Genomic DNA, 13,225 nt, shown 5'->3' with positions numbered 1-13,225 from the left:
CGGGCGCGCTGCGGGGGTCCGCCTCCGCGGGGAGCCGACCGATGGTCAACCGGCTGCCGTACGACCTCAGTTCGGTACTCCATTGCGTGCCGCGATCTCGTCGGCGTCCGTGTCGAGCCTCGGCAGGAGCCCTGGCTGCGCGAGGCCGGGCAGCACGAAGCGCCACATCGTGGACACCCGCGGCAGCAGGTCCTTCCGGTTGTTGTAGACCTGAGAGACGAGCTGGATACCGGTGAAGGTCCCCACGAGGAACTGAGCGGCTTCCTCGATGTCGACGCCCGGCAGCAGCTCGCCCTGCGAGCCGGCTTGCTCCAGCAGGCCGAGCATGGCGCCGGTGGCCGCCTCGTACGCGGCCGCGTCACGGCTGCCGAAAGAGCTGTGCTCCACGGTCAGGCGCACGCCGGCCCGCAGTACCGGGTCGTTCTGCAGGCGCTGGGTGTACGTCACCGTCAGATGGATGGCCGCCTGCAGGTTCACCGGGTGCGGCACCACGACGAGCGCCTCGCTCTGTGCCTCGACCACCGCGGCGGCGATGGCCTCCTTCGACGGGAAGTGGTGATAGAGGCCGCCGCGCGTCAGCCCGCAGCGCGCCAGGATGTCCGTCGTACTGGCCCCGTCGTACCCGAATTCGTCGAACGCCTCGGCGGCGGCCTCCAGGATCAGGCGCCGTGTTCTGGAGCCTCGTTCTCGCTGGGCCACGCTGCACTCCCCACTGCCGGCGCTCGATTACCGACACAACTGTATGTTACCGACCGGTCCAGGCGAGAATCCCGTACCTCCCGGGTGCTCTCCTCAGCCCGACAAGGTGTCCCCATGCCCTCCCTGCCCAGCCAGGCCGCTGCGGCGGCATCCACCGTCCCGCTGTCTCCCGCCGGCCCAGGAACCCCAGGAAGGCGCCCCGTCACCACAGCGGTCCCCCGTCAGTATGTGCACCGAGCCGCGGTCGCGGAGGTCTTCCTCACCGACTGGCACCGTCTGGACAGGGACACGTTCTCGATAGGCGCCCAGTGGCCGCGTGGGCATTCTCTGTACCGGCCCCGCGCCGGTCAGCAGGACCCCATGCTGCTGGCGGAGTCCATCCGGCAGGCCGGGGCACTGCTTGCCCATACGCAGTACGGCGTGCCTCTGGGCCATCACTTCCTGATGTGGAGCCTCTCCTACGACGTCGTTCCCGGAGGGCTGGTCGCCGACCTCAGCCCGACGGAGATCGAACTACTGACCACCTGTGATGAGATCACCATGCGGGGAAGACACCTCGCCTCCCTGCGCTACAGCGTCACCGCCTTCCGGGACAGACTGCCGGTCGCCACGGGCGAGGCGGCTTTCAGCTGCGCGTCGCCGGCGGCCTACGACCGGCTGCGCGGCGACCGGCGGCACGCGTCGAGCGGCGCGCTGCCGGCACCGGTCTCCCCCGACACCGTCGGCCGGGAGTCGTCCCGCGACGTGGTGCTCAGCCGGCAGGACGCACGCCGCCCCCGCCAGTGGCAGCTGCGCGTCGAACCCACGCATCCCATCTACTTCGACCATCCGGTGGATCATGTGCCGGGGATGGTCCTGCTTGAGGCCGCCCGCCAGGCGGCCCTGGCCCTGGCGCGTCCGGGATCCCCCGTCCCGTTCCGCATGAGCGGCACCTTCCGGCGCTACGCGGAGCTCGGCACCGAATGCCGGATCAGGGCCCGGGCCGACCGGACCGACCCGGCTGGTCACACCGTCGTGCAGGTGACCGGCGAACAAGCGGGCCATACCGTCTTCACCTGCGCCGTCGGCACCCGCCCCGCGCACTGAACGCGACGCCCGGACGCTCCGCGCGTCCCGTCGACCCCCTGCCGGAGAGGCGGGTTCAGTCGCAGGTCCGACCCGGGCACCGGCTGGCCGGGTCGTGCCCCTCCGGTTTGGCCAGGGCGCGGACGGTGTCGGCGCAGAGGGCGGGGAGGCGGGCGGCCCAGGGGACGGAGGTGTCGTGGACCACCTGGAGCCGGGCGGTGGCGGCGACCCGGGTGAGGCCGGCGTAGCAGCGGGCGCCGCCGGCGGGGACCGGGAGCCGGGCGGCCGCGGTGACCGGGGCGCCGAAGCAGACGGGTGCCTCCGGGAGGGCGACATGGCTGGCCGAGACCGGGGCGCGGGCGGCGGAGAGCCGCAGGTGGGCCGAGGTGACCGGGGTGAGCGCGGCGGTGTCGTACAGCGCCCATACGGTGTCCCGGTATCGGCAGGCGCGCAGCCTGGCGGTCGTCCGGACGACCCGGGCCAGGGCGGTGCGGGCGTCCGGGGCGGAGACCGGCAGCATGAAGTGGCCGAAGACCAGGTGGTTGCCCGGGTGGAGGCGGGTGCGCCCGTCCCGTACCGACATCGGCATGGCCAGCGGCAGGTCGGGGCAGGGCGCGTCCGGCCGGGTGTCGGGGCGGCAGATGTGGAAGGCCCGGGCCAGGGCGGCGAGGAAGACGTCGTTGGCGGTGACCCCGTGGCGATCGGCGGCCCGCCGCAGCAGCGGTTCGCCGAGGTCCGCGTAGACCCAGCGGAAGTCCCCGTGGCGTTCCGCTCCGAACCCGGGCCACTGGGGGCGGCGCAGCGAGCCGAGGGCGGTACGGGCGAGAGCCGCCGCACCGGTGGCGGTGGGCCGGCCGGTCCTGGCCGGGTACGGTCCGGGCACCGGCCGGTCGGCCAGCAGGGCGAGCGCGGTATGGGCGATGCCCACGCCGTCGAGCAGGGTGTGATGGGCCCGCAGGCACAGCCGGAACCGCCGCTCGCCCGGGGCGGTCAGCAGGGTGAGGTCCCAGAGCGGGCCCCCGGCCGCCGCGAGCGGGAGGCGCAGCAGGGTCTCGGTGGCCTGGTCCCACTCCCCCGGCGCCACCGGCAGCAGCCGCAACTGATCGCCGGGGCGCGGCGGGAGGGGTACGAAGCGGGTGCCCGAGCGGTTCACACCGAGCCCGAGGGCCGGCAGCGCGGGCACCCGCTCGGCCAGCCGGTTCCGTACCTCGTCCCCGGTGGGCGGCGGTCCGGCGAGGTCCAGGCAGAGCCCGGTGGTCACCGGCACGGCGTCGGCCAGATAGACCCGGTCGACGCAGCGGGTGCGGCTCACCGGCCGGCCCCGGCCGGGCGCCGGGCGGGGGCGCCGGAGCACCACCGGCCGGCCCGGTGACGCGGAACCACCGAAGGCCGCCCGGCCCGGTGACGGGGACGACCCCGGAGCCGCCCGGCCCGGTGACGGGGGCTCATCGGGGGCCGCCGGACGACGTGTCGGCGGCGGGGCGGGCCGGGGCGCCGGCTCCGGCGGCGGGCTGGGCCGGGAGGGCGACGGAAGCCGCTGCCCCGGACGGCCCGCCGAGCCCCAGCCGGAGCTGTACCACCCGGGCGAACTCGTCGGCCGTGCCGTTGCCCCGGAGCAGTTCCATCGGCGGGATGTCCACGCCGTACCGCTGGTTGATGGTGACCAGCGCCTGGGTCGCCATCAGCGAGTCAAGACCGTACTCGTCCAGCCGGCGGTACGGGTCGATCTGGCCCGGCTCCAGGTGGAGCACCTCCGCGAGCAAGTCGGTCAGACAGCGGGTGAGTTCCGCCAGGGCCTCCTCGGGCGGCAGTGCGGCGAACCGGGCCAGCAGGTCCTCCGGCTCGTCGTCGCCGGCGCTCCGGGCCGGGGCGAGGCCACGGAGCCGGGGCGTACCCAGCAGGGGCAGCATCCACGCCTTGGACCAGTCGGCGCGGGCGACGCCCACGAAAGGCCGCTCCCCGGAGAGCAGTTCACCGGCGGCGGCGAACGCCTCCCGCGCGGTGACGGCCTCCATGCCATAGGCCGCGAGCGAGGGGGCCAGGTCGTTGCGCTCCACGTACCCGGCGTCCGCGATCGCGCCCCAGGCGAGCGCCAGCCCGGGCAGGCCCCGCTGCCGGCGCTGCCTGGCCAGCGCCTCCAGGAAGAGATTGGCCGCCACATAGGACGCCTGCTTGAGGTTGCCGACCGTCGTGGTGCCGGAGGAGTACAGCAGGAAGAGGTCCAGCGTGTCCCCCCGCTCCCGGAACACCCGGTCCAGCACCTCGGCGCCACCCATCTTGGGCGCGAGCACCGCCGCCACCCGCCCGGCGTCCAGGGCGGTGAGTTCGTCGTCGTCCAGGTGCATCGCGGCGTGCACCACCCCCCGGACCGGGTGCCCGCCGGCCTCCATCGCGTCCAGCAGCCGGCGCACGGCACCGGCGTCGGTGACATCGGCGGCGTACGCGGTGGCCTCGACCCCGCGCGCGGCCAGCTCTCTCAGGAGCCCGGCGGCCTCCGGTGCTTCCGCGCCGCGCCGGCTGACCAGAGCGAGCCGGCGGGCGCCGAGGTCGGCCAGCCAGTGCGCGGTGGCGGCACCGAAGCCACTGGTGCCACCGGTGATCAGATAGCTGCCCTCCGGGTCGAGCCGCGGTGGTTCGGGCAGCTCCTCCACCAGCACTGGTTCGTCCAGGGTGCCGAGGGTGACCACCACCTTGCCGATCTGCTGGGAGTGCTGGAGAAGGTGGAACGCCTCGGTGATCCGCGCGGCCGGGAAGACCGTGTACGGCAGAGCGGTGTCCACGCCCCGGCTCCGCATCTCCACCAGGGCCGGGTCGTCGGCGGAGAGCTTGGAGATGTCGACGCCGAAGAAGGCGATGTTCCTGGTGAAGGGGCGCAGCGAGAGCGGTCTGTTCTCGAAGAAGTCGCGCTTGCCCAGCTCGACGAACCGGCCGCCGGGGCGCAGCAGTTCGAGGCCCCGGCCGATGGCCTCGCCGGCCAGGGAGTTGAGCACCACATCGACGCCCCGGCCGCCGGTGAGCTCCCGGGCCCGCTCGGCGAAGTCCAGGGTGCGGGAGTCCAGGACGTGTTCGACGCCGAGGCCGCGCAGGAAGTCCCGCTTGAGCTCGCTGCCCGCGGTGGCGATCACCCGGGCACCGCACCGCCGGGCGTGATGGACGGCCATCAGCCCGACGCCGCCCGCCGCCCCGTGCACCAGCACGGTCTCGCCGGGGGCGAGCCGGGCCAGCCGGTCGAGGGCGTACCGGACGGTGGTGTGGGCGACCGGCACGGTGGTGGCGGCGGCGAAGGACATGCCCCCGGGGACGGCGGAGGCGTGGTTCTCGTGGATCACCACATGGCTGGCGAGCGCGCCGGGGGCCATGCCGGTCACCCGGTCGCCCGGGGCGAACCGCCGGACGCCGGGGCCGCGGGCGAGCACCTCGCCGGCGCACTCCAGGCCGACACCCGCACCCCGGTGGGTGGTCTCGCGCATCTCGCCCGGCAGCAGGCCGGTGCTCTCCATGATGTCGCGGTAGTTGAGCGCGGCGGCCCGGACCCGGACCAGCAGCTCGCCGGGGCCGGGGGCCGGGGCCTCCGCCCGCTCCCGCCAGACGAGCCGGTACGAGAGCCCGGGGTCACGGACGGTGAGTTCGTACGGCCGCTCCCCGGCGGGCCGCAGCCGGCGCGGGCTCCGCTTCTCGCGGGGGACGAACCGGTCGGCGGCGGTGAGCACCACCTCGTCCTCGTCGGTCGGGGTGAGCAGTTCACGGGCGAGGCGGCCGGCGTCGGCGGTGGGGTCCGGGGTGCGGCGCAGCGCGATCCGGCGGGTGCCGAGGCCGGGGTGTTCATTGGCGAGGGTACGGGCGCCGCCCCAGACGGCGGCGTCCTGCGGGTGGGTGATGGGGTCGGGTCCGGGCACGGCGCCGCACTCCCGGGTGACCAGCCGCAGCCGGATCTCTCCCGGGAGGTTCTGAGACGCGGAGGCCAGAGCCCCCAGGGCGGCCAGCCGGCGGGCGGCCCCGGCCACGTGACCGGCCACCCCGTCGGCCGCCGGGTCCCCGGCTCCCGGACCTCCGGGCTCCCGCTCGCCGAGCAGCACGGTGAGCACCAGTTCCCCGGCCGGACCAGAAGCCGCGCCGGCCGTCCCGCCGTTGGTGGCCGATTCGCGGGCGGCGGTCAGCCGGTCGGCCCACGCCCCGGGGCTCTCCGGGAGGCCGCCCGCGACGGCCGCCGTTCCGGTGCCCGGGGTGGTGAGCAGGGCGGCCAGGGCGTCCGCCAGCGGGCGTTCGCCGTCGTCCTCGGCGACCACCAGATGGACCGTCCCGGGCTCGGCGGCGGGCAGCTCACCCGGGCGGCCGGCACCCGGCGCGGCGGCCGGTTCCCCGCCCGTGCCGGGCGCCTCCCCGGCGGCTCCGGCCGGCTCCGCCGGGCGGGCGGCGAGCAGCACGGAGTGGGCGGAGTGCGCGGGGCGCGGGTCGTCGCCGGTGTGCACCGCGCCGGTGAAGCCGCAGTCGGCCAGCAGGGCGAGCCAGGAGTCACCCGCCAACAGCCCGCCGTACGGCCGCGGTTCGCGCGGTTCGTGATCGGTGAGCGCGGCGGCGCCGGGGCCGTCCGAGGAGCCGGTGAGCGCCGCGTACAGCTCGGTGTCGTGCGACTCCACCGCCAGCAGCTGTCCGCCGGGCGCCAGCAGCGCCCGTACCCGGCGCAAGGCGGCACGGGGGTCGGCGGCGGTGTGCAGCGCGTGGGCGGCGATCACCACGTCGTAGCCGCTTTCATCCAGCCCCTGGCCGGCCGGGTCGGCGTCCAGGTCGAAGGGTGCGTAGCTGACGAAGTCATGGGCGGCCAGCCGGGTCTCGGCGCGGGACAGGGCGGCGGCGGAGAGGTCGGTGAGGTGGTAGCGGGTGCGCTCGGCGGGCAGCAGCGGCAGCAGCGCCGCGGCCGTGGAGCCGGGGCCGGCACCGATCTCCAGCACCCGGAGCGCGCGGTCGGCGGGCCAGGCGGCCACGATCCGCTCGACAAGGGCCTGCGCCAGCCGGTGCTGGAAGCGGGCCGCCGGAGCGGTGTCGTACCACTGCTCCAGCATCCGGTTCGCGGACTCGGAGACCGCCGGCTTCCCGGCACCGCCACCGGACCGCGACTCCTCGGTGAATCGGCTCAGTTGGTGCTGGGCGAGCGCCTGACCGGGGCCGAACGCGGGGTGGCGGAGCAGATAGTCGTACGCCGCCTCCGCGACGCCCCGGGCCGGGAGCGGGGCCGCCGTCCACCGGCCGCCGCCGGGCTCGGCCCGCCAGAGGCCGTACCGTTCGAGGAGCGGGGCGAGCGCCCCGAGCAGCCGGCGACGGTGCGCGGGCAGTCCGCGCCGTACCAGGAGGTCCAGGTCGAAGGAGTCGCCCGGGGCGGTGAACAGCTCCGCCACCGCAGCTCCGTAGCCGTGGGCCAGCCATTCCTTCTGGGCCTCGATGGCCGCGCCCCCGCCGGAGAGCTCCCGCCAGTCCGCCCGCAGCGCGTCGATCCGTTCCCGGGCGCCGGCGAGCAGCCGGGCCGGCTCGGGCAGCGGGCCGGGTGCGGCGACCGGCCCGGGGTGCGGGGCGGCCCGCAGTTCGGTGTGGACGGTGCCGAGCGCCCCGCGGTGCCGGGACTGGGCCCGCCGCAGCCGGCACCCCTCCACCTGCGCCGTCACGGCCCCCGACGCGTCGGTGACGAGCAGGTCCCAGCACACCTCGTCGTCGGTCCGGCTGCGCTCGGTCACCTCGATCAGTCCGGCCTGGGCGGGGGTGCCCCAGACCCGGACCGCCTCGATGGTCGCGGGGAGGTAGGCGTGGCCCTGTTCGAGCCGGTCCACGAGCAGGGCGACCCCGGCCTGGAGCGCGCCGTCGAGCAGACCCGGGTGGACGGTGTACGGGTCCCCCGGCGCCTCGTGCCGGTAGGAGGCGAGCGAACGGCCCGCCCCGGTGCGCAGTGTCTCAAGCACCCGGAAGGACGGGCCGAGTTGGAGCCCCACCAGGTCGTAGGCCCGGTGGATCTCGGCCACGTCCCGGAGCTCCGGGCAGCGTTCCCGGGCGGCGGCCGGGTCCAGCGGGGCGGGGCGGGACCGCAGCAGCTTGCGCACCCGCGCCCGGACATGGCCGCGCGGCTCCCGCAGCTGCTCGTCCAGGCTGGTGATCGCCAGGGCGCCGTCGTCGGCCCGGAGGGTGGTCTGCACCCGCACACCGCCCGCGTCCGGCCAGGGCAGCACCAGGGCGTTGGAGATGTCCAGGTGCTCGACCTCGACCGGGGCGTCCAGGGCCAGGCGCCCGGCCGCCAGGGCCAGTTCGACATAGCCGGTGGCGGGCACCACCACCGAGCCGGCGATCCGGTGGTCGGCCAGCCAGGGGGTGAGCACCGGTTCGACGGCGCCGTTCCAGGTCGGATGGGGCGCGGGCAGCCGTTCCCCGAGCAGCGGGTGCTCCCGGGTGCCGTCGCCGCTGGTCCGCACCCAGACGTGCGGGGACCCCTCCCAGTGCCGCTCGCGCTGCCAGGGGTAGGCGGGCAGCTCCGCGACCCGGCCCCGGCGCGGGAAGTAGCGGTCCCAGTCGGTCCTGGCCCCGCACGCGAGCAGCGCGGCGCGGGTGGTGGCCAGCCGCCGGGGGCCGTCCTGGCCGCGCCGCAGGGTGGGCAGGACCGCCACGGTGACGCCCGGGCGCCGGTCGGCGGCGGTGCGCAGATAGCCGCGGAGGGCGGGATGCGGGCCGACCTCCAGGAAGACGTCGGCGCCGTCGGCGAGGGCCGCGTCCGCCGCGTCGGAGAACCGTACCGGCTCCCGGACGTTCCGCCACCAGTACTCCGCGTCCAGGGCGGTGCCGTCGGTGCGGGCACCGGTGACGGTGGAGTAGAAGGGCACCGTCCCGGCCGCCGGGGCCAGCCCGGCGAGGGGCTCCCGTACCGCCGGGCGCACCGGGTCCATGGCGGCGCTGTGGAACGCGTAGTCCAGACCGAGGTTGCGGAAGAACCACCCGCGCTCGGCCGCCCGGGCGGCGAGCGCGCCCATGGCGGCCGGCTCGCCCGCCACCGTCACCTCGCGCTCGCTGTTGACGGCGGCGATCTCCAGCAGCCCGCCGTAGGCGGCCAGTTCCGCCCGGGCCTCGTCCGCCGGGAGCCCCACGGCGGCCATCCGCCCGGTGCCGGCGGTGGTCGCCTGGGCCGCGCTGCGCACCGCGACGACCCGCGCGGCCTGGGCGAGGGTCAGCACCCCGGCGGCGTGCGCGGCGGCGATCTCCCCGACGCTGTGACCGAGCACCATCGCGGGCCGGGTTCCGTGCGCCGCCAGGACGGCCACCAGCCCGGCCTGGAGCGCGAAGAGCACCGGCTGGGCCACCTCGGTGGCGCCGAGCCGCCACTCCTCGGCCGGGCGGGCCATCAGTCCGGCGACCGACCAGCCGGTGAGCGGCGCCAGTTCGGCGTCCACGGCGGCGACCGCCTCCCGGAACACCGTGTCGCGGGCGAACAGGTCGGCGCCCATGCCCGGCCAGTGGGCACCGTTCCCGGTGAAGACCAGGGCGACCGTGCCCCGAGCCACCGCCTCGCCCCGGGCCGCCCCGGGCGGGGTGCCGGAGCCGTCCTCCCGGGGGCGGACGATCCGGGCTCCGGCGGTGGGCCGGGGGCTCGCGACCCCGGCGGCCGGCACCGGGGTGTCCTCCGGGGCGGCGGCGGGCGCCGGCACCGTCGCCGGGGCGGCGGAACCGGCGGTGGGGGCGGCCGGGGCGGGCCCGGTGGTGCGGTCCCCGGCGGCCGGGACGGGCGCGCCAGGTCCGCCGGCGGAGTCCTCGGGGGCCGGGGCGGGCGCGGGCACCAGGGCGGTGGCCCCGGCCCGGGGTGCCTGCTTCCGGGCCTCCGGGCCGCCCGGCGCCTCGGTGCCCGCACGGGACGCGTCACCGCCGGTACCGGACGCGCCGTCGCCGGTGCGGTACGCGTCGGCCGCCCCGGGGACCGCCGGAGCGGCGGGCGCTCCCGGGCCGGTCTCCGCCCCGGGCCCCGCCGGAGCGGCGGGCGCTCCCGGTGCGGTGAGACCCGCCAGCTGCCGGGCCGCCTCGGCGGGGGTACGGGCCAGCACCACGGCCCGGTGGGGGTGCCGGCCGCGCCGGACGCAGGAGGTGTACGCCAGGTCGTAGAAGTCCCGGGCGTCCGCGCCGGCCAGCCGCTCGGCGGTGTCCCGGAGCGCCTGGCCGAGGGCCGCCGGGGTACGGGCGCTGACCAGCACCGGCAGCTCCCCCGGCTCCCCGGAAGCCGCCCCCGGGGAGCCGGGCACCGGGGGCGGCACCGCGTCCCCCGCCTGCCCGGGATCCGGTTCGGGCGCCGCCCCGGCGGCGGCCGCCGACCCGGAAGGGACCGCCGTCGACCCGGGCGTCACCGGCGTCGTCCCGGGCGCGACCGCCGTCCCCGCGGCCGGTGTCCGCCGCGCGTCCGGTACCACGGCCCGTCCGGCCTCCGGCGGGGCGGCGAGGACGACATGGGCGTTGGAGCCACCGAACCCGAAGGAGTTGATCCCCACCACGGCGCGCCCGGAGGCGGCCAGCGGCCTGGATTCCTCCGGGAGCTGGAGCCCCAGCCCGGTGAAGTCGATGTCCGGGTGCGGGATCTCCCCGGGCAGCAGCGAGGCCGGCGCCCGCCGGTGCCGCAGCACCAGCAGCGCCTTGCACAGCCCCGCCATGCCCGAGGCGGGCTCCAGATGGCCGAGGTTGCTCTTCACCGAGCCCATCGGCAGCTCCCCGGTGATCCGGCGGACGCCCAGCGCGTGTCCGATGGCGCCGGCCTCCAGCGGGTCCCCGGCCGCCGTGCCGGTGCCGTGCGCCTCGAAGTAGACCAGCTCGTCGGGGTGGACGCCGGCCCGGGCGTACACCTGGCGCAGCAGGTCCTCCTGGGCATGCGGGTTGGGCAGCGCGATGCCCGGCGTCCGGCCGTCGCTGTTGGTCCCGCTGCCCAGCACCACGGCGTGCACCCGGTCGCCGTCGGCCACCGCGTCCGCCAGCGGCTTCAGCAGCACCACCCCGCCGCCCTCGGCGCGTACGAAACCGTCGGCGCCGGCCGCGAAGGGCGCGCAGCGGCCACGTGGCGAGAGCATCGACGCCTGCGAGAAACCGATGTACGAGAACGGGCCGAGCAGCATGTTCGCCCCGCCGACCACCGCGGTCCGGCTGGTGCCGTCCCAGAGCGTCCGGCAGGCCCGGTCGAAGGCGACCAGCGAGGACGAACAGGCGGTGTCCACAGCCATGCTGGGGCCGCGCAGGTCGAAGCTGTGCGAGATCCGGTTGGCGGCGATCGAGGAGGCGGTGCCGACCATGGTGTACGGGCCGATGCCGCGCGGCTGCTGGGCGCGCAGTCCGGCGTAGCTGCTGTCGGAGATCCCGACGTAGACGGCGGTGTCCGTGCCGGCCCAGCGCGCCGGGTCGATCGCCGCGTCGTCCAGGGCCTCCGCCGTCAGTTCGAGGAGCAGCCGGTGGTGGGGGTCCATGTGCCCGGCTTCCTTCGGCGAGATCCCGAAGTAGCCGGCGTCGAAGGAGGTCACATCGTCCAGAAAGCCGCCCGCGGCCGTGTAGCTCTTGCCCGGGCGCGGCACCGCCGGGTCCACGAAGAGGCGCTGGTCGAACCGGTCGGCCGGCACCTCGGTGATCGCGTCCCGGCCCTGCTCCAGCGCCGTCCACAACTCGTCGAGCGAGCGGATGCCGCCGGGCAGCCGGCAGGCGGCGCCGACCACGGCGATCGGCCACTGGGGCGGGGCGTTGCGGACAGAGCTCATCGGCGCGGGCCTTCCTGCTGTCGGCACGGGCGCTCTCCCGTGCCCGTGGCGGGTAGGCACGGTAGTGGGCGCATACCGGCGCGCACCGTAACGATTCACCCGTTCGCCAGGGTGTGCACACGGATGACGCAATGATGTGTTCTTCGGATGCGCGGACGCGGGCTCCCTCGGTGACGCGTCCAACCCGTCTGCCGGGCGGCCGTACCGCCCCGGTCGTCAACACCTGTTCGGGACGAAGCACTTTCGGGTGGCGCACGGCCGGTTCACGACCTGCCGTGCGGCGGCGGGGCGAAGGATGCCCCGGGGCCGTCCGGCCGCCGGGAGCCGTCGGTCAGGCTGGCCGGCGCGGCGATCACCGCCCCGGCGCGCGTCCGGACGGCCGGGCGGCCGGACACCTCCCGCCGGCGGGAGGGAGAGCGAGGGTGCGAGATGACCGTGCTGTTCACCGGGGCGACCGGTTTCCTCGGCAGCCGTGTACTGCGTCTGCTGCTCACCCAGGACCCGCCGGTGCCCCTCACCGTCCTCGGGCGCGACGAGCCCGGCACCCTCCGGGCCCGGGTGGAGCGGGCCGTCGCCTGGCTCTCCCCCGAGCCGCTGCCGGGCGGGCGCCTGGAGCGGGTGCGGTACGCCTCCGCCGACCTCGACCGGCCGCGCCTGGGGCTGACCGAGGACCAGGCGGCGGAGCTGGCACAGGGGGTGACCCGGGTCTGGCACTGCGCGGCGCTGCTGAGCGCGCAGGGCGACCCGGCGGCCCTGCACCGGAGCAATGTGCTGGGCACCCGGGCCGTGCTGGACCTCGCCGAGCGGGCACCCGGGGCGGATCTGGTGCACATCAGCACCGCCTATGTGGCCGGCAACCGGGCCCACGGGACGGTCCGGGAGGACGAGCTGACCGAGGAGTACGGCTTCGCCACCGCCTACGAGCAGAGCAAGTACACCGCCGAACGGCTGGTGCGGGCCTGGGCCGGACGCACCGGGCGGGACGCCCTGGTCCTCCGTACCGGGCTGCTGGTCGACGACCGGGTGGCCCCGCCGGGCGTACCGGGACAGCCGATGGACGTGCTCAACGAGATCCTGGACGACGTGGTGCGGCGGACCGCCGGGACGGGGCACTCCGGAAAGCTTCTCATCGGCTTTCCCGGCGATCCGGCGGGCGAGCTCAGCACCTCGCAGGTCGGCTGGGCGGCCGAGGCCGCTGTCCGTGCCGCCGCGGGCCGGCGGGAGGCCGGGTGTCTGACGGCTCATGCGACGCACCCGGAGAACATCTCGCTCGGTGACTTCATCGGGGCCGTCCGGCTCCGGCACCCCGGCATCGAGGTGCGGCTGGAGTCCGGCACCCCCGTGTCACCGGCCGCCGCCACGCTGCTCTCCCGGCACTGGACCGATCTGCTCTCGGCGCTCGGAACCCACCGCCGCACCTTCGACCGCACCGTCTTCCGGCGGCTGGTGGGCGACTTCCCGGACCCCGCGCCGGTCGACGGCGCCTATCTGAGCCGCGCGGTCGGCGCCGCCCCGGCCGCCGCACCCGGCGCCGCCGGCCGCCCGGCGGTGCCCGGGCCGGCCGGACCGGTGAGCCCGGCGGCGCCCGTGCCCCCGGCCTGACCGGCGGGCCGGGCGGCGCCCGTGTCCCGTGGCCCGTACCGCCGGCGCGTGCGCGGACGCCGCACGGCCGGCGGGCCGCGCCTTCTGGGGAGTGCGGCCCGCCGGCCTTC

The 13,225-nt window shown here is 76.6% G+C and carries 5 protein-coding genes; 2 read left to right on the top strand and 3 right to left on the bottom strand.

The window, feature by feature from the left end:
- Positions 1-66: 66 nt before the first annotated feature.
- Positions 67-699, bottom strand: a complete 633-nt coding sequence (locus tag NX801_RS14815) for a ScbR family autoregulator-binding transcription factor (protein WP_258788169.1) — start codon at positions 697-699, stop codon at positions 67-69.
- Between the two features lie 114 nt (positions 700-813).
- On the opposite strand from NX801_RS14815, the gene NX801_RS14810 reads away from it, so the two are divergent.
- Positions 814-1,785 (top strand): ScbA/BarX family gamma-butyrolactone biosynthesis protein, encoded by a 972-nt coding sequence (locus NX801_RS14810; protein ID WP_309505839.1) that lies wholly within the window; start codon positions 814-816, stop codon positions 1,783-1,785.
- 55 nt (positions 1,786-1,840) lie between these two features.
- On the opposite strand, the gene NX801_RS14805 is transcribed toward NX801_RS14810, so the two are convergent.
- Both NX801_RS14805 and NX801_RS14800 read right to left on the bottom strand, forming a co-directional pair.
- Positions 1,841-3,076 (bottom strand): WS/DGAT/MGAT family O-acyltransferase, encoded by a 1,236-nt coding sequence (locus NX801_RS14805; RefSeq protein ID WP_258788167.1) that lies wholly within the window; start codon positions 3,074-3,076, stop codon positions 1,841-1,843.
- A gap of 133 nt (positions 3,077-3,209) precedes the next feature.
- A complete protein-coding gene (locus NX801_RS14800) occupies positions 3,210-11,513 on the bottom strand; it encodes a type I polyketide synthase (protein WP_258788166.1) in 8,304 nt (2,767 codons plus the stop codon).
- A gap of 429 nt (positions 11,514-11,942) precedes the next feature.
- Here NX801_RS14800 and NX801_RS14795 point away from each other — a divergent pair, with 429 nt between their 5' ends.
- The gene (locus NX801_RS14795) at positions 11,943-13,115 is read left to right on the top strand and encodes an SDR family oxidoreductase (RefSeq protein WP_258788165.1); all 1,173 of its coding nucleotides are present in this window, start codon (positions 11,943-11,945) and stop codon (positions 13,113-13,115) included.
- Positions 13,116-13,225 lie beyond the last annotated feature (110 nt).

The sequence above is a fragment of the Streptomyces pyxinae genome, assembly GCF_024756275.1.
In the GTDB taxonomy this organism is placed as follows: Bacteria; Actinomycetota; Actinomycetes; order Streptomycetales; family Streptomycetaceae; genus Streptomyces; species Streptomyces pyxinae.
Note: the sequence above shows the minus strand (reverse complement) of the source record. Positions and strands in the feature narration are given on the sequence as shown.